Annotated in this window: 9 protein-coding genes and 1 pseudogene; 2 read left to right on the forward strand and 8 right to left on the reverse strand. The window is 41.4% G+C overall.

All coding sequences use genetic code 11. The features are described 5' to 3' along the window. Position 1: 1 nt before the first annotated feature. The 8 genes and pseudogenes from ACYQ3L_RS25735 to ACYQ3L_RS25770 form a co-directional block, all read right to left on the reverse strand. Positions 2-1180 (reverse strand): tyrosine-type recombinase/integrase, encoded by a 1179-nt coding sequence (locus tag ACYQ3L_RS25735; RefSeq protein ID WP_459952530.1) that lies wholly within the window; start codon positions 1178-1180, stop codon positions 2-4. Positions 1181-1788: 608 nt separating this feature from the next. Further along, positions 1789-2748: a pectinesterase family protein gene (locus tag ACYQ3L_RS25740; RefSeq protein ID WP_379993552.1), complete on the reverse strand. Its 960-nt coding sequence runs from the start codon at positions 2746-2748 to the stop codon at positions 1789-1791. A 26-nt stretch (positions 2749-2774) separates the two neighbouring features. Beyond that, positions 2775-4160: a pectate lyase family protein gene (locus ACYQ3L_RS25745; protein ID WP_379993551.1), complete on the reverse strand. Its 1386-nt coding sequence runs from the start codon at positions 4158-4160 to the stop codon at positions 2775-2777. Positions 4161-4257: 97 nt separating this feature from the next. Next, entirely contained in the window at positions 4258-5424 is a 1167-nt protein-coding gene (locus tag ACYQ3L_RS25750) for a glycoside hydrolase family 88/105 protein (protein ID WP_379993550.1), read from the reverse strand. Positions 5425-5442: 18 nt separating this feature from the next. After that, positions 5443-7080: a glycoside hydrolase family 28 protein gene (locus tag ACYQ3L_RS25755; RefSeq protein ID WP_379993549.1), complete on the reverse strand. Its 1638-nt coding sequence runs from the start codon at positions 7078-7080 to the stop codon at positions 5443-5445. Positions 7081-7144: 64 nt separating this feature from the next. Further along, a complete protein-coding gene (locus ACYQ3L_RS25760) occupies positions 7145-8755 on the reverse strand; it encodes a DUF5123 domain-containing protein (RefSeq protein WP_379993548.1) in 1611 nt (536 codons plus the stop codon). A gap of 28 nt (positions 8756-8783) precedes the next feature. After that, positions 8784-10712, reverse strand: a complete 1929-nt coding sequence (locus ACYQ3L_RS25765) for a RagB/SusD family nutrient uptake outer membrane protein (protein WP_379993547.1) — start codon at positions 10710-10712, stop codon at positions 8784-8786. A 22-nt stretch (positions 10713-10734) separates the two neighbouring features. Continuing rightward, positions 10735-13975 (reverse strand): annotated as a pseudogene (locus ACYQ3L_RS25770) (SusC/RagA family TonB-linked outer membrane protein). 320 nt (positions 13976-14295) lie between these two features. Here ACYQ3L_RS25770 and ACYQ3L_RS25775 point away from each other — a divergent pair. Together ACYQ3L_RS25775 and ACYQ3L_RS25780 are read left to right on the forward strand one after the other, a co-directional pair. Then, the gene (locus tag ACYQ3L_RS25775; RefSeq protein WP_379993546.1) at positions 14296-18717 is read left to right on the forward strand and encodes a hybrid sensor histidine kinase/response regulator transcription factor; all 4422 of its coding nucleotides are present in this window, start codon (positions 14296-14298) and stop codon (positions 18715-18717) included. A 143-nt stretch (positions 18718-18860) separates the two neighbouring features. Continuing rightward, positions 18861-20084 carry a DUF4861 family protein gene (locus ACYQ3L_RS25780; protein ID WP_379993545.1) on the forward strand — a complete coding sequence of 408 codons (1224 nt, stop codon included), beginning with the start codon at positions 18861-18863 and terminating at the stop codon, positions 20082-20084. Positions 20085-20109: the final 25 nt, after the last annotated feature.

Raw genomic sequence — 20109 nt, forward strand, 5'->3', positions numbered from 1 at the left:
CCTAGTCCGTCAGTCCGTCCAGCTTGCTGACTGCTTCCCGCTTATTCTTATCTATCACTTTGGCATATATCTGTGTCGTCTTCATATCGGCATGCCCCAATAGCTTGCTCACTGTCTCGATAGGTACACCCAGGGACAGTAAAAGGGTAGCGTTTGTGTGCCTGGCAACATGGAATGTCACGCGCTTCTTTATCCCTGCCGCCAGTACCCAGCTTTTAAGGGCCTGATTTGTAAAGCCGCTGGAAGATAAGGGGTAGATAATATCTTCTCCCATAGCGATTCCCCTTTCCGGCAGGAACTTCAAAGCCTCGTCCGATACCTGCAGGTATTCTTTTTTCTTTGTCTTCTGCTGGGTAAAGCAGATCTGCTTCCGGCCTTCATGGTCGGTCTGGATATCGTCCCATCTCAGGGCCTTGACATCCGAGAAGCGCAACCCGCTGAAACAACTGAACAGGAAGGCTGACTTTACCAGTGGTTTGACACATTCGGTCTTTACCAGCGCCCTGATTTCTTCCAGGCCTAAGTATTCCCTGTCGCTTTCCGGACGTTTGGGACGCTCGAAGCGGGTCAGCTTCTTCATCGGGTTATCGGGAATGATACCATCCTGTACCGCACAGTTCAATACAATGGATAAGGCGCGGCTGTAACCGTAACGGCTGCCTTTGGATAACAGGCTGCCTTTAGCGCTAGCCGCAATGCCCCTGCGGCTGGAAAGGTTCTCCGCTGTCAGCAGGTATTCACTGAAACCGCAGCAATACTCCCTGGTAACTGACCTGAAGGTTAGCCCGTCACCCTTATAAAGGATCAGGTGCTTTATCAGGCTCCGGTAGGTATCGCATACCGCTGTCTTGCCCTCCGCTTCTTTGCGTTCCGTCAATGCCTGTAAATATTTGATGAAATTCGCCTTTTGTTTCAGTCCCATATTGACAAAGCCGTTTTCCTTACTGGACAACTCATCTATTCGCTGTGCTTTGATACGGACGGCCTTGTCGAGCATCCGGCGGTTCAGCTCTTTGTCTTCGGGTGTCCTTTCTGGTACAAGGTAGAGTTTGGGGAACTCGTACAAGCGCTTGCCGTTCCTGTAGATATCGAAGTAAATGGACTGGCTGCCGCCGGAGAGTTGTTTAAAGCGTATCTTTACCGGCTCCTTTGCTTTGGGTTGTTTCCTGCTGGTTGTCATAAGGATCAATATTAAATTAAATACTAAAAAATCAAGAAAGAAAAACTAAAAAGAATAAAATTAAAAATTAAACCGGGGGCAAGATACAAACAAGGAACGACATGGCAAAGGAAAATAAGGATTAATTACCTTTTGATATATATGTTTTTAAATAGCTAATAATCAGATATTATATAAATACAAGAAACATAATAGTTTACGAAAAACAAACAAAGTAACAATTATAAAAATCCATAAGTAACAAACAGGTAACAAATAATGGATAAAAAACGATTATGGAAATGAAAAATAAAAATCTATTTTTATTCTTGTTAACTAATATAAATAGCTATATATAAGTGTATTTAGTTTCATACATATCACTTTTATTTTCGTTTGTTTTCTTGGCGAATTTTGGTGATAACTTTTAAAGGTAACAAAGGTAACAACCTTTACAGTTAACAACTTGTATCTCGTATCTTGTTTACTCGTAACTTGTAACTGTTAAAAGGTAACAAAAGTAACAACCTTTTCAAAGTTTTTCATTCTGTCACCTTTTGTAATATAACACGCTTGTTATCCTTATATACAGATAAAGTTATATGAATAAAGTAACACCTGTCCTTTAACTACTGATACGTTTTGGTTAATGGATTCCAGTTGTCGCAGCCACTCAGTACATTCTCAATAGTGTATTCTTTTGCTTCGCCGGAAGATAATATTTTAGCCCATTTTACACGGCCTGATGTATTTGCTCCTTCACCTTTGTTGTTATATTCCATATAACGGGCTGTCTTTTCATTGTCAGCATTGCGCCAATTGTCCCATCCGGTCGTATTTATTCCTTTTGGGAGGGTACAGTTCATAAACAAAGTCATGGAATAAGCCCTCCATGGACGGCCAAGATAGACAGAGTTGATGCCGTTGGCCATTGTGATTGTACAATTGTTGAATATATATCCGTATTTTATATTTTCGGGTGTATTGGCTGCTGTAATATATGAGTTCCTTTTGCAATGAATAGTACACTTTTCGAACCAGGCAGTAGACGGGCCGAAAATAAAATCGGTAGTACCTTCGATGTAGCAATTCTCGAAATATTGCCTTGCTCCGTCTCTACCCGCGTAGAGCGTATCCTGATGACCGAGCAGGCGGCAATTGCGGAGTATGACACGGTCACCTTCGATATGCAGGGCAACGGCCTGCCCGAGTTCTGCCGCAGAGTTTTCTATTGTGAGATTTTCCAGTGTAATATCATTTCCACTCAGGAGGAAAGTATATGTTTTGAAAGTACCCATCTTGTTTATATTCGCATGATCGTCATGGTTGATAACAGTTTTTTCCCTGTCTTCTCCGATTAAATGTATATTAGTGATATGCGGAGGAATGATTAACTTCTCTTTATAAACTCCGTTCTTGATGAATATAGTTATTATTCCTCTGGGATCGGCTGTGCGGACAGAATTAATCGCTTCCTGTATGTTCCTGAAATCACCGGTTCCGTTGCGGTCGACTGTTATTCCGGTTTTCTCCTGAGCATAAAAGCAGGTGGAAAATAATAACAAGCAAGCTAAAATGAGTTTTTTCATGGGGTATAATAGTTACAAGGTGACAATTATTTTACACTTTTCACTTTTAAAAGGCTATTCAGGTAAACTTCCAGATAGGTATAGCCTTCTTCGTCTGTATCATTTGCCAATTTGCCCGGATAATGTTTTTCCAGCCATCCGTCCGGAATGCCATCTATATTTGAATCGACGGGCACGGTTGCAGGGTCATAGATATATGTTTCCCATCCGCCCACATCATTTTGTGAATCAATCAGGCCCGGTTTGGTTCCAAGTCTACCCGAGGCTCTGACAGGAGTTAATCCTCTGGCAGTCTCGTTCACTACTCTTGTATCTGTTTTATCCCGTATGTGACTGGCTCCGGCATTTGCCAATACTTTTTTATAAGCATCCTTTGCATTATCTGTTGTTGTATAAGGTACATCGAAAGGCCTGTCCACTACGATATCCTTAATATCCTTAGATGATGGATTAGGTTGTAAACCTATCAGGTTGTTTTTGTTTACTTTTTCATTTTCAGGGAAATAATTTCCATCCAAGAAGAATTTACCCCATATCCCTTTGACCTGTTTGTTTGTTCCGTCATCGGCATTCGGTGAAAATATCCTGTCGGGGTTTGAGGAAGTGGGAGAAGGTTTGTAGTAGTTGTTGACAAAATTATACCTGCCGCCTTCCCCTGCATATCCGCTGTTACTTCCCCAGTTATATATTACATTGTTCCTGAAATCTACCAGTTCCAGCTCAGGCTGGTTACTGTAACGGCTTCCGCACATACGCGGATTGCGGCTGTCGTGATGTGCCAGCAGATTGTGATGATACGATGCCTTTTTTCCACCCCATATTGCTCCATAGCCGTGACTCCCTTTCTGATGAACCGACCCCCGTAAACTTTCGGAGATGATACACCATTGCATGGTGAAATTCTCGTTGTCATAAAACGAGGAACATTCATCCGTACTCCAGCTCATAGAACAGTGATCTATGATAATATCCTTGTTGCGGAAACCATATAACGCATCATCCTGTACTTTTTGTAAGTCTCCGAGCCGGAAACGCATATAACGTATTATGACATTATTGCCTTCTACCCTTACCGGGTAATCCGAGATACAGATACCATCACCGGGTGCACTCTGTCCCGCAATAGTGATACTGTCGGATATTTGCAGTTTCGATTTTAAGCGGATAATACCGGCAACTTTAAAAAGGATTGTTTTTGCCCCCGGTCTTTTCAGGCACCAGCGAAGCGTACCTTCCTGAGTTTTCTTATTACCCGTTATTGTATCTTCGAGGGAGTTAACGTAATATACTTTGCCTCCCCTGCCTCCGGAGGTGTACATTCCGCCGCCTTCTGCACCGGGGAATGCGGGAGTTTGGCTATAAGCAAAGGCCAGACAAAGCGAAAAGAAGAGAAGTAGTATAAGTTTTTTCATATTTAATTTCAAGATTTCAAGATTTCAAGATTTCAGGTTCCAAGATTGTTTCTTACTCCTATATTTAATCTTGAAACCTGAAATCTTGAAATTAAAATTATTTATCCAGTAATACACTAAGCATAATGAATGGTCCTACAGCTTTAGGGTCATTGTCCCTTACAGGTTCGTTTATATAGTATTCATAGCTTCCGTCTCGATAGTTATTTTCGCCGCCCAGTCCGGCAACGCTACAACCATCTGTGAGTGAAAGGGTACCGTCTCCGTTGTCTTTTATAAATCTTTTTACAAACTGGTCATAGGCTATTTCTCCTTTTTCGAGATAACTTTTATCGAGATATCCTTTCTGAGCGCCTTTCACCCATGTATAGATGAACATAGCCGATGCGCTGGATTCTATATAATTACCTTTACGCCCCATCTGATCGGTTACCTGGTACCACATCCCGGTTTTTTCATCCCTGTATTTTTCAATAGCGGACGACAAGTCTTGCAGCAATTTGATCACATCGCCCCGCTTTTCATGGTTTTCGGGGAGATAATCGAGTACATCTACCATTGCCATCATATACCAGCCAATGCTTCTCGACCAGAAATTAGGAGATAGTCCTGTTACCTTATCTGCCCACCGTTGCTGCCGGCTTTCGTCCCAGCCATGATAGTAAAGGCCTGTTTTAGCGTCATACATGTATTTATGTACATCCAATATTTGAACAACAACGTCGTCGAATAATTCCAGTTCATTGAAAGTTTTGGCATATTCTGCCAGAAATGGCCCCGCCATATATAATCCGTCGAGCCATACCTGATGCGGATATATCTTCTTATGCCAGAAACTACCGTCAGCAGTACGCGGATGTGTCCGCATCTGGTCGCGCATCAGATCGAGTGCTTTTCTGAAGCGTTCCTGTTTGGTAAGCGCATACACCGGGAAGAGGAACTTACCTGAATTTACCCGGTCTATATTGTATTCCAGGGGTTTATAGGTCTTGATCTGCCCGTCAGGCTCAACCATGAGGTCGGCAAAACTATATACATAGTCGTAATATGTTTGGTCGAACGTCTTTTGCCATGTCTGGAATATGGCTTGCAACTCAAGTCCGTGGCAATAGTTCCATTTGGGAGCTTTGGAAAAATCGAGCATCCACGATTCGGGGTTTCGCTTTATTTCCGAATCGGTCAGGCGGACATAATATTTTGTCTGGGCTTCCATTGATATGATGGAAGCTATAGACAATAAGCAAATAAGTAGTTTAATATTCATGCCTGTTTCACCTTTCTTTTATTTTGTTTCTTTGATAAGAGTCTTATCTATCGTTTTTGGCAAATGTATATCTTTATTATTGCCACTCATATTTACCACCTCTTTTAGAGATACAGGGAATTTAAAATCCGAAACGGTTACATTCTCTACATTCCGGAGAATAAGAGCCGCCCCCTGTGCCGGCACGATTTTTACATTTTTGAAATGAATATCTTTCGATTCCACAAGTTCAGCTCCGATGTTTGCCGTGATAATGACATCTTCCACATTTATATTTTCAATCTTCATTTCCGGCAGGCCATTAAAAAACATAGCCCGGCGTGCATTTCGCGACACAAGATTCTTTACATAAATATTTTTGAACGCGGGAGTCGTTTCGTCCACAGCCGGAACGGTAGATGCTACAGGTATGGTATCGCCGTCTTCAAGCGATTCTACTGCCGATTTACCGCCATAATAAAGATCGAAGAGGAACGATTCGGTTGCAATATCAAACATATTTATGTCTCTAATATAAATATTTTCCACCACACCGCCACGGCCACGGCAGCTTTTAAATCTCAGGCCTACGTCCGTACCGAGGAACTGGCAGTTGGACACCGATATATTCCTGACACTACCCGACATCTCACTGCCGACAACAAAACCTCCGTGCCCCTGGAAAACTTTGCAATTATCTATCAATACATTTTCGGTCGGTCGGTTACGTCGGCGACCGTCTTCATCTTTCCCCGATTTGATACAGATAGCATCGTCACCAACATCGAAGATACTATTTACTATGATCGAATTCTTACATGATTCCAGATCCAGACCGTCCCCATTCTGGGCATATCCAGGATTGCGTACCATCACATTGTCTAAAATAACGTTCTCGCACATCAGAGGATGTATATTCCAGCTTGGTGAGTTTTCGAACAGAACGCCTTCCAGTAATACATTTTTACATTCGATGAAGCTCACCATTACCGGTCGGAGAAAGTCTTTTATTTCCATCCATTCCGCTTCGGTCAGGTCCTGGCGGGGGACATTCATATCACTTATCTCAAGCCCTTTCAAAGAACCTTTTGATGGAAACCAGTAGTTATCATCTTTCACCACACCTCCGGAGGCGATTACCTTTTTCCAATGGATTTCCGTCACCTTACTTCTCTTCAGTGGACGCCAGGCTTCGCCCGATCCGTTGATGGAACCTTCTCCTGTTATGGCTATATTTTCAAGGTTACGCCCTGATATAGGAGATTGGCAGCGGCGCGTATCCAGCCCTTCGAAAACTGTGTTGACAAGCGGATACAGATTGAAATCGGCGGAAAACAATATAAGCGCTCCTTTATCTAAGTGCAGGTTTATATTCGATTTGAATACGATAGGCCCTGTATACCATACTCCGGAAGGGACGAAAAGAGTACCGCCTCCTTTCTTTGACAGTGCATCTATTGCTTTTGCAAAAGCTCCGGTATTCAGGGTTATTCCATCAGCGACTCCGCCAAAGTCGGTAATCGATACCTTATAGTCTGGGAATACCGGATGTTGAATGACTGGCATTTTGAATGGCAGGTCTTTATAGAGATAGTTATATCTGTTTTCAGCCTTTACCGTACTTACAGAAAGCAAAATGCATAGAAGGACAAAAGACATTTTTGTCAAAAAATTCATATCATTACTTTTTTAGATAGAGGAGGATATTACATCCTCCTCCATGTTGTATATTAATTATTTATTAACGCCATCTGGGATCTCCGATATTATTGTTGAACGAGCCGTCTTTAATTGAGAAATCGCCATTCTCAGGATCTGTAAATAAGTCGGCTGCAGTACCGCTATATGTAGAGTAAGTAACGGCGTCACTAGTTTGAGCCCAATTACTTGTAGCATATGTAGAGTTTATAGATGGAACAGGTACGGAACGGATACCCAGGGCTGTGGCATCACCAGTCATACCTAATATAGTATTGCTGATAGTGAAGGTCGTAGCTCCATAACCAGTGTTGAAATCAATAAAGCGCTGGCTGGCTCCCGCTACTTTATACAAGGTACAGTTGCTTATAGTCAGACTCTCCATATTGGTCTTATTACTGTAAATAAATCCTTTACCTGATGCACATACTTTATCGAAAGTAGAATTGCTTATAGTCAGATTCTTTAATACGCCACTTCCCGAATTAGCATCGATATGAATAAAGAAGTAACCGCTACCTATATTACGGAAGATACAATTGTTAAGAACCAGTGAGTTGACAACTTTTATCGGTGTACTTTGCATCCGGAAAAAACTTGTCGCTATATTCTGAATAAGACAGTCATCAAACTCAATCTTATTTACCTGTCCGGCGCTACTCTGATTCATTATATAGCCTTTATTCAGGCAATCAAGATTTAAATTCTGGAATGTGATGAAATCATGACTTCCGGCATAATCTACAGTTCCCTGAATTCTTAGTGCAGTTTTATTACTCCCCGGAATACCGAAGAAGTTGATTGACATTCCATCCGGTATCGTTATTTTTTCAGCTACGGTATAGGTTGCGTCTGCAGCTAGTGCCAGAGTTATCGATTTACCCGGGTACTGTGTTGCCAGACCATCCAGATATGTCTGGTCTATGATGTCATCAGCGGCCAGATATAGTATAATGTCGGCACCAGGCGCTTCCGGGAAAGTAGTAAAGAGGGCATAACCTCTTCTGATAATGTTATTATACAGATTGGCCTGATAAGAAGTATTCGGTTCAAGACCGGTCAAAGTAGTTTCTCCGGCGGCGATTTCATCAGCAGTTAAAGTTTTTTCCTGAACTACCAGGTTGTTTTTCGACAATTCTATTTTAGTAACGGTTGCTCCGGCAGTCCATGATAGCCTTATACTGCTCGATGTCTTATCGCTGTTTGATACAGAGTTCATTATCTGTTCAGATTTAGTCTTGAACGAAAATTTCTCAGGATAAGTCCATTTTGATCCGGTTTTTACCGAAGACATGGCTTTAATACGGATAAAGTACTTACTGTCACTATCCAGGTCTGTCAATACATAAGGAGATTGAGTGATAGTTTTATTTTCACCGAAAATAATGCTATTAGTGTTATTCATGGGTACCTCGTTATATAAAGTATCCTTGCTGACTTCTATTATATAATATTCGGTGCCCGGAGTTTTCGTCCACTTGAATTCTGCTGTTGTAGCTTCGGGAGAAATGCTCAGTGATGAAGAAGTGACGCTGAACAAACGATCGTATGAGTTGTCTACATCCCAGTCATTTCCATCTGTACAAGACACAGTGGCAAATATGGTCAGAAGCGTGAATGCTCCCCGACCGATTATATATTTTATTTTTTTCATCTTGCTCATTTTATTTTTTTGTACACTATTAATTGCTGTATCCATATGAATTTTGCAATTTTCCGTTAGATGCCGAAATCGTTGTCGAAGCCAACGGCAGTAAGTAACGGTTCCTTACCGTTGAATTCAATCCGGATGAAATGGACGGCAGATTGGTTTTTAACTGCGTCTGGGTAGCAGCAGTCCTTTCAGCCCCGAAGAATGATGCATTGGCATCATAGTTACCTGTGTTGGCCGGTGTTTCATACCATGTTACACTGGACATGTCGATGACTGTTTTTGATGCATCAGTGTAATTGAAATAGATTTTTTCAGGATATTTGTTGGCCAGTTGTTCTTCATAGTTAGCCTTGAATTCGTTAATCTTTTTGCTTAACAGATTCCAGCGGATCAGATCAAATTTACGGAAACCTTCACCAGCCAGCTCCCAGGCATTTTCATCAACTATTGCATTGAAGAAAGAATCTTTGTCAGCAGGAATGTTTGCAACATATTCTTCCGCGACACTTTTATGTGTATCATTGAACGCTCGGGAATGTACTTCGCCTAATGCCTGACGGGCTGTCAGCCCGGCCGAATTAGTATAACCTCCATCGGGGCCGGCCAGCTCGTTCATTACTTCCGCATACATCAGCAATACTTGCGGATAGCGCATCCTTACTACATTGATACCACTCATCCATTTTGCATTGCCCGTAGCGATTGCCACATTACGCCATTTTTCGCTCATTTTGCGGATATCCCACTTCCCGACGTAAATGCCAAACGGCGCATTGCCTATCGTGGATTCTTCCAATACTCCGTTGGTTTCTTTCAATTGTACATGGGCACATGTAATATCACGGCGCAGGTCGTTTTTGTCGAATGACCAGAAGAAAGGAGCGGTAACTTTTTGTTTTCCGGATGAGTTGCCTTTTTCTCCGTATTGAGCACTGGCTCCATTGATACGCACCCCTATCGTATAGCCAAGTTCACTGCTTACTCCTAATCCCATTGGGATTTCGAATATATTCTCACGATAAGTCTGGTCCAGTCGGCTCTGGTTGAGTAAGTACCATTGGTCTTCGACCGAAGGGTTCAATTTATGGGTATTATTGGTAATAACAGCAGATAAATGAGTCAAAGCCAACTCATACATGGATTTACGGGTAGCATCGTCGCAACGCTGAGTGGGGTAGGTTCCATCGCTATTTTCAGTGGCGGTGATATAACCACTTTTCGATTTCTCACGGATAGCCCATCCGCCACGTGTCAGGGCGATATTAGCTAATAGTGTATGTGCATAGCCTTTGGTTACACGTTCGGTAGTGTAAGAAGAAACCTCTCCGGCCCAGGGGAGAAGCCCGATGGCTTCCTCCAGGTCGGTAATCAACCGGTCCATGATCTCATCCCGGTCTGTTTTTTCGAGATAGGCATTGCTTAAATCGGGTTTTGAAGATTCAAGTTTCAACGGTACGTCCCCAAAGAAGCGAATCAGGTCAAAATACAGCATAGCACGAATGGTTAATGCTTCACCTTTGAAACGAAGCATTGTGGTGCCATCACTGCCTCCCGATTGGGCCAGGGTGCTGCTATTGATGCCTTCAACAGTAAGGTTGGCATTTTCGATCATACCATACATCGCGTCCCATAATTTGGCAATATTCCCCCAACCCGGGCTGGCATTATAATTCATATTACCACGTTCGTTGGCAGTATTGGTGGCATCCCCGCCCAATCCGTCTATCAGTTCACAATCGGTATTTGTTCCCCATACGATAGGGATATATTGTGAGTAAGTTTGGTCCAGGGTCATCTCTCCATAGAGTTTATTTATTGTTAACCCGGTGTAATATGTCGATTCAAAAACAAGGTCTTTTGTTAGTTCTGACGGTGAACTCTGGTCTAAAAAATCGGAGCAGGCAGATAAGCCCAGTATACCGGCAGACAATGCTATTGTTTTAATTATATTTTTCATAATCGTTTTTCTTCTTTAGAAATTAGAATGATACATTTATACCGGCTACAAAAGAACGGCTTTTCGGATATGAGGCATAGTCAACACCCGGGGTCATAGGGTTTTTCTTGCTACTGGTGTCCACTTCAGGGTCAGATCCTGAATAATCTGTGATACACAGCAGATTGTAGCCTGTTAGATAGATTCTTACATCTTGTATAAAGGCTTTTTTTACCCATGTCTTAGGAAAGTTATAGCCTATAGTCACATTGTTTATACGCAGGAACGAGGCATTTTCTACGGCATAATCTATCAATTGCATATTGGTAACAGCAGCCGGGTTGTATATACTGGCTCCTGCATTTATTTCATTCAGGCGTGCAGCCACAGCATCGGCACTTCCATAATAAGATATCGTAGAATTGCTTATTTTACCAAGATTCATCCCTGTTACGGGGTCAATCCATGTATAACGGTTGCTTATCGCAAAATCGTTATTGAGGTTATAACCTTTCGCAGATCCTGTGTTGAAAGCCAATGCCAGTTTGTTCCCATTTATGATTTTGTTTCCAATGGAATAGTTACAGAATACGTTGAAATCGAAATTGCCTATATTACCGTTGAACCCAAAACCACCTGTAACAGGAGCTATGGTGTTACCCAATCTCTGTTTGAGAGGTTCTCCGTTTTCGTCACATTCGACTTTTAATGCACCTGGATAGTAGTTACCTCCGGTAAAGGTTTTACTGTTGTCAACAATACCATCTCTCAATACCCAGTTTGTACCATTCAATACCAATTCGCCGTTGGGATTAGTATTCGGGTCGTATGCCGTAAAGTATCCATTGGTCTTATAACCCCAGATTTCACCGAGGCGTCCACCCTCTTCCACACGGAAATCTTCGTATTTGTAAAGAGTGCTGCCTGCCCAGCTACTGCTTTGCCACGAACTTTCTATAGGTAGCTTGTCAATTTTACTCCTGTTGTAAGATATGTTGAAGTTAAAGTTCAGATTGAAATTTTTTTGATCTACCAGTACGGCATTCATTGCTAGTTCGATGCCCTTGTTCGATGTCTGTCCAAAATTCTGGAATTGATTGTCGTTGCCGGTATTTGACGGGATTACCGTTTGCATCAGCAAATCCCTGGTTGTATTCCAGTATAAGTCTAAAGTACCGGAAATACGATTGTTCAGGAAGCCATAATCTATACCGAAGTTACGGGTAACAGTTGTTTCCCATTTCAGGTCCGGATTGTATAGAGTTTTGCCTGCCTCCAGCATACTGGTGCGGTTGTCATTAAAGAAAGGGGCTTTTGATGTATTGCTGGCCATAGAATAAGTGGTACTTGTCAAACCTGACTTAATACGGTTATTACCTGCAGTACCAAAACTCAGACGGAACTTCATATTCGATAACCAACTATTGGTACTACTCATGAATTCTTCGTCAGACATCCGCCAAGCCAGTGCTGCAGAAGGGAAAACACCCCATTGGTTACCTTGGGCAAACTTACTGGAGCCATCGGCCCGCATTGTCGCGGTGAATAAATATTTACCCAGCATTGTATAATTTACCCGGCCAAAGAAAGATAACATATTCTCTTTTGCTCCTATTGTCGTGATTGTAGGTAGAGGAGATCCCGCCGACATGTTAGCCTTCACTTCGGCAATAGTCATAGAAGTAGGGAATTCCACAGATGTGTTTTCAACTGATTTTGCCTGGCTGCTGGAGACTTCATGCCCTAATAATATATTCAGGTGGTCGCGTCCGTCAAACATTTTCTTATTATCGTAAGTCACTGTATTTGCATTCCGCCAGTTCTTGGTTGTAGTTCTTAACAATATAGCCTGAGGTTGCCCGTCATATTTCAGTTTTGAGTTTTGAACAGCATCGGCAGACCAGATTTGGTCTGTATCATCATATTTCCAGCCATAACCAAATTCGGAACGGAAAGTAAGTTCCTTTGTAGGCTTCCAGTTCAATCCCGCATTGTAATTCTGGTTGAATGTGCTACGTCTTTTGTATGTAGCCAGTGAACGTTCCAATGGATTTTTCTGGGATGAGGTATTGTTTTCTTCATCGTCCGTATTACTGGATATTGGATTAACAGGACGGAAACGGGCCGAATTGGCAACGATAGAATTAGCTGCATTCGATTCGTTCGTATCAGCACCTCCACTCAGGCCATCTACAGATGTATAACTCAAGCGTCCATTGAAGTCCAGGCTCAACCATTGGTTCAGGTTAGTATTGATTTTTGCATTAATATTATCCTTCTTGAAGCCGGAGCCCAACATGATGCTTTTTTCTTCGTTATGGGCATAACTTACGCTGTACTTTATATCTTTGGTACCACCGCTTACATTTACATTATATTGTGTCTGGTTGCCGGTGCGTCCGAAAATTTCATCCTGAAAATCGTTTCCTTCTACAGATTTCCAGATCCTGAAAATTTCCATAGTCGGTATTGCCTAATTCGTGCTGGTAGTAAGCAAAGTCATACGGACTCATCACTTTAGTCATTTTAGCGACTTTTCTTATACCGAAATATGCTCCGAAGTCGACTCTGGTTTTTCCTTCTTGGCCACTTTTAGTTGTAATGATGATTACACCATTTGCGCCGCGTGCACCGTATATGGCTGTAGAAGAGGCATCTTTCAATACATCGATGCTCTGTATTTCAGTGGGTGCAATATCGCTGATGCTTGAAACCTGGAATCCGTCAACAATATATAGTGGAGAATTGTCCTGAGAAAGTGAGCCTCCACCCCGCACCCGGATTTTTATATCTGCGTCGGGAGAGCCTTCAGTGGTAGTGATATTTACTCCCGCCAGTCTGCCGGTCATAGCTTCAACAGCACTGGATACAGGAATAGAGCCGATATCTTTGGACCCAATGGAAGCTACGGAACCTGTCAGGTCTTTTTTTGCAACTGTTCCATATCCGATTACTACCACCTCATCCAGTTCGGAACTAAGGTCTTCCATTACAAAGTCGATTATATTTCCTGTAATTGGTTTTTCATTCGGTTTCATACCGATATATGAAGCCAAAAGGGTTTTGTCAGCATTGCTGACAGAAAGTGTGTACTTACCATCGATATCGGTCATTGTACCTTTGGTCGTACCTTTGATTGAAACTGTAACACCAACCAGAGGATCACCCTGAGTATCGGTTACTGTCCCTTTTATCTCACGTTGCTGGGCATATACGGTTTGTCCGCATAACAGAAACATTGAGATACAGATAAGAGACAAAATTCTTTTGATTGTCTTTTGCATGGTTGTTTAGATTTATGATTTGTATTTCTTTAAAAATTGTATCCGAAAGGATGAGGTCGTTTTGTCAGTCCAGATTTTTCTTATTAAATTCAGTTATATTTTTCTTTACGGTAATAGATAGTTTGGATGTTTTTTAGTCATTAAAAAATACTTTGGGTTTTATTTAAAAGATGTTATTAGATTTCGAATGCAATGTATATATCATTTCCGGAGCGGAGGGGTGGTAAAATATTTTTTTAAGGGGGGTGAATTGACTTGCCCCCGTATCTTACAGCATTTTATTTAAAACTGCTTATATTTGTACAAAACCTGTTGGTACCATGAATTTGAATCGTTTCTATTGTTTTTTATTCGTTCTGTATGTTGCTTTATCTTCTTATGCTCAACAAAAATGTTTTTTCGAACATTACGGGCCGGAAGACGGATTACCACAGCATACCATAATGAGTATCCTGCAAGATAAGAAGGGCTTTATGTGGTTTTCTACATGGAACGGGCTTTGCCGTTTCGATGGATATAATTTTTATACATACAGAATCCAGCAGGGGGACAAATATCATATGCGCAGTAACCGTATAGATAATATATACGAAGACAAATACGGGTATATCTGGACGCTGCCTTACGACCGGGAGCCGCACCGGTTTGACCCCCATACCGAGACATTCATGGGTATAAGGTCGCTAAAAGGGTATGAAAATCTCACTTTCATTGCTACCAAGATAAAAACAATGCGGTCGGGTAAAGTCTGGCTGTTGTCAGATAATATGGGCTGTGTATGTGTTACCGACTCAACATTTGCCATAGAAACTCTGAATAAGGAGAATGGAAAACTGAATAGTAACGGAATATATGAGGTATATGAAGATACAGACCTGAATAGCTGGATACTTACAGATAATGGCCTTTATCTCCTGTCTGAAGATGGTAAAATAACCAGTTTCTTTTCGGATAAGACATATATAGAATCCAAGCCTGCACAGAATTTTTATTCTGTGATGGAATCGGGTGACAGACTCTGGTTCGGATCAGATAGAGGTAAAATATGGATTTATAATAAAGGTAATGGCCAGTCGGATTTATTACAGACCGGTACGGATTCATATATCAGTCATATTCAACCTATTGATGGTAGCCGGATATTAATGACAACGAGGAGCGATGGCTTCTTTGTTTATGACCGTACATCTAAGGATCTGAGGAAATATGATATGTCGGATTTAACAGGCATACCCACTAATTATATTGTATCCTGCTATATTGATAAATCGAAGAACATATGGTTTGAATCGGATCAGGCCGGAGTTTCCAAATTCAATCCCGGCACAGGGGTTATGCAACACTTCCGGATGAAAATAGAGAGCGTGGTTTCGAATGTCTTCCCGGCTAATTTCTTCATTTTCGAAGATAAGGAAAACCGTTTATGGGTGCATCCCCGGGGTGGGGGCTTTTCCTGGTATGACCCTCAAAATGATAGTCTGATCCCATTCTTTAACGAGCCGTACTCTCCATCGTGGAAGTTTTCGAATATGATGCATACAGCATTCTCGGATAAGCAGGGAAATCTATGGCTCAGTACACGTTCTCATGGGTTGGATAAAGTGATATTTAACGATGGAGTATTTAAGACAATTGTAGTCGACCCGAATATTCATTCTACGATAAATAATGATATCCGCAGTATTTTTGAAGATACTGACCGGAAGCTGTGGGTATCGACAAAAGGAGGTAAGATATTTGTCTATGATCCGTCACTGGCACAGTTGGGGTATATATGCAGCAACGGAAGAATAGAGTATGGCCGGCCCCTTGAAGGAGTCACATATTGCATGATGGAAGATACAGATAAGAATATCTGGATAGGAACAAAAGGAGAAGGTGTGTATAAGCTTACTTTAGTAAACGGTATATATAAAATAGTACAATACAAGTATTCCGAAAACGATATATACAGTTTGAGTAACAATAGTGTATATGCCATATTCCAGGACAATAAAAAGAGGATATGGGTAGGCACATATGGCGGAGGGCTCAATCTGCTGGATGAAAGTAATGGCCGGTTCTTAAGTCATAGGAATGAACTGAAAAATTATCCGTTCCAGTATGGGTCGCAGATTAGAGCCATGAATAGTGATAAGTACGGGAATATTTGCATAGGCACGACCTTGGGGCTTATCATGTTTTCTTCTGGATTCAGTTCGGTAAGCGATATTGACTACAAGTCTTATACGCGCGTGCCTGGAGATAACGAGAGCCTTAGTGAGAACGATGTCTACGATATTTATACAACCCGGAAAGGGGAAACTTATATCGCGACTTTCGGTGGCGGGGTTAATGAGATCAAAGCTGTAGATGGAAATGGTTTTCCTCTTAAGTTTCTGTCATATACTATCAAGGATGGGTTGCCCTCGGATGTCGTACTGACTCTTACAGAAGATAAGAAAGGGAATCTCTGGGTGACATCGGAAGGTAATCTCACCAAGTTCGATCCGGAAAAGAAATCATTCGAAACCTATAGTGAGATAAACAGGCAGATAGAAGGGCAGAATTTTTCGGAAGGGGCCAGGTGTACAGCCCGGTCGGGAATCGTATATGTAGGTTATTCGAAAGGCGTATTGTCCGTCGATCCGGAGAATATTAATAAAAGTACATTTACACCATATGTTGCATTAACAAAATTCCAGATTGCAAATAAAGATGTTACTATCGGGGAGGATTCTCCTTTGAAAGCGAATATAGACGATCTGGATCATATAAAGCTGAACCATAAGCAAAACTTTATCAGTATAGAATTTGTCGCTCTCGATTATATAGATCCCAGAAGGATAAATTATGCATACAAGCTGGAAGGCTTCGATCAGGACTGGATTATTACTTCCAAACAACGGATAGCTAATTATACAAACCTGTCGCCCGGCAGCTATACTTTCCGGGTAAAATCCACAAATAGCGACGGCATTTGGATGGATAACGAACATATATTAAATATAGAAATAACCCCTTCTTTCTGGCAGACAGGTTGGGCTTATTTACTATATGTAGTTCTTATTACAGCTATATTGTATGCCATATTACGCACCCTGTTCATATTCTACCGTTTGCGGGATAAAGTGAAGCTGGAGCACGAAGAAACCGAAATGAAAACCCGTTTCTTTACCGATATTTCACATGAGATACGAACCCCGTTGACTATGATCGTATCACCTGTGGAAAATATTATAGAAAATGAAAAAACGCCGGGAGATATAAAATCCCAGTTGCAACTGGTATTGAAAAATTCTAACCGGATGTTGCGTATGGTGAATCAGATATTGGATTTCAGGAAAATACAAAAAATGAAGCTGAATATTCAGGAAACACAGTTTGGCGATTATGTATCCGACATTTGTAACAATTTCTCAAAGGCGGCTGAGTACCAGAACATAAAGCTTGAGTTTAATAACCGGGCCGGTGACGATAAAATCTGGATAGACCGGGATAATGTGGAAAAACTGATATTCAATCTGCTTTCCAATGCATTTAAATACACGTCCGACGATAAAACAATAGAGGTAAATGTTATTAGCAATAAGAAAGATAATACTATTGCTATTCAGGTAAAAGATGAAGGAAAAGGCATGACAAAAGATGTATTGAATAAGTTGTTTACCCGCTTTGCCTCGTTTAATAAGGATAAGAATAAGCCGAGTACAGGCATTGGTCTGTCTATAGTCAAAGAAGTAGCGGACAAACATCATGCAAAGATCATCGTTGATAGTGAAGAAAATGAGGGTTCATCCTTTACCGTACTGTTCCCGATGGGGATCGAACACCTGAAAGACGATACAAATGTTATATTCTCATTCGCATCTAAAGATTCCGATGCGGATAAAACGGATACAAATATCGTTGCGGAAGAGAAGATGGGCGGGAATGAGTCCGGGAATCAGGATCAGGACCGGGAACCGGATAGCCCGAAAGAGACTATACTGGTAGTGGAAGATGATTCCGATTTGAGGCGCTTTATTGTTACTATATTAGAGCCTTATTATAATGTTTTGGATGCTTCGGACGGAAAAGAAGGATATGATAAGGCCATGGAAAATGTTCCCGATTTTATAGTGAGCGATATTATGATGCCGGAAATGGATGGGACAGAACTATTACAAAAAATACGCTCTACTGTCGAAATCAGCCATATCCCTGTTATCCTGCTTACAGCAAAGACCGATATGGAAAGTAAACTGGATAGTCTCGATTACGGCGCTGATGATTATATAACCAAGCCGTTCAGTGTTAAATATCTGAGGGCAAGGATTGAAAATATCATTCGTCAGCGTAAGCGGCTTTACGACGTTTATTCTGCGGGCAGGCCCTTGAATGTCACCGTACCTGAGAAAAAGGAAGAACCCGAACATAAAATCACAGCTCAGGATGAATTATTCATCAGGAAAATAAAAGAGGTGGTAGAAGAGAATATTGATAATAGTGATTTTGTGGTAGATGACCTTGCAAATGCCATTGCCATGAGCCGGACCGTATTTTTCAAGAAATTGAAAAGCCTTACAGGGCTTTCACCTATCGGGTTCATCCGTGATATAAAAATAAAACATGCGGCTAAGCTGATAGGGACGCAGCAATATACGATAAAAGAGGTTTCATTTATGATAGGTATATCAGATACCAAATACTTTACGCAGTGTTTCAAAAATGTTTATGGAATGACTCCCAGCGAGTATAAGAACCTGAAAAATCGTTCATAGTAATGTAAATATACGGGGTGAAACTAATTAAGTCAAAAATACCCCTTTGTATCTGATTCGTTACTCCTATATTTGCTATAGGAGCAGAATAATGTTTACTTTTACACAGTTTATAAAAATTCCTAACCTTAAAAAAAAGACCAATGAACAATTATTCTATTATGTATAAAAAGTTATTTTTTATTTCTCTGTTTCTATTCTTACAGATAAACGTTTTCTTGTCGGCGCAAAGCATTTCCGTGAAGAATAATTCGGGACAGGCGGTTGTTGATTATACTTTGGAGATCCCGGTACATGAACTGGATCTCTCTTTAGGAAATTATATGGCGACCGTAAATAATACAGAGGTTCCCATTGAAATAATTACTGATGCAAAAGGGCGGCAACTGGCAATACTGCCTGTAAATAAAATCAATGCTAATAGTGAAATTGTTATCTCGGTACGGCCGGGTGCGGCCGATGCTTATCCTAAACGCAGTTATGCGGAATTATCGCACAAAATAGGCGGGCACTTCGAAGGACATAAATATGTAGGTGGTTACTCGTGGGTGAAGCCTAATTATATAAGTCTGCCCGGAACATTCAGGGATCATTCCTATTATATCAAATACGAGGGCCCGGGTTGGGAGAGCGATAAAGCCGCTTTTCGCTTCTATCTGGATAACCGTAATGCGATTGACGTATTCGGTAAAAAGACCTCAGATATTGTCCTTCCTGCTGTAGGGGTCGATGGTTTCGATAACTATCACAATATGGCGGACTGGGGAATGGATAATATGAAAGTGGGAACTGCTCTGGGAATTGGAACTATCGCTGTATGGGACGGACAAAAAGCTGTCCGTGTAGAAAAGAAAGACAGTATGACCTGCCTTATTCCTGCCGACGGTAAAATACGGTCGCAGGTGAAAACAATTTATTACGGATGGGATGCCAACGGCGAAAAATGTGACCTTACTTCTCTCATATCCATCGATGCAGGTAGCCGGGCTTCACGCATGGAGTTGCTTGTGGACAAAAAGGTTAATATTGCAACGGGAATTATCAAAATAAAAGACGCAGAGCTGATCCTTAGCAATAGTAAGGACAGTGAATGGTCTTACATAGCTACTTTTGGTAAGCAAAGCCTGAATAACGATATGCAGGGTCTTGTTGTGTTTGCGCACACACGGCAAATTAAAGAGATAACAGGCGATGAACTGAACCATGTGTTGGTACTTGAACCCGAGAACGGCTATGTGGAATATTATTTTATGCCTACATGGGAACTGGACAAAGAGCCGGTTGTCACCAAAGACGATTTTATGAAATGTATAGATGAAGTCCTGAACCGCTTAAATAATCCGATAACATATGCTATTAAGAATTAAGAATCAACTATAATAACAACTTATA

The sequence above is a fragment of the Dysgonomonas termitidis genome, from assembly GCF_054657735.1.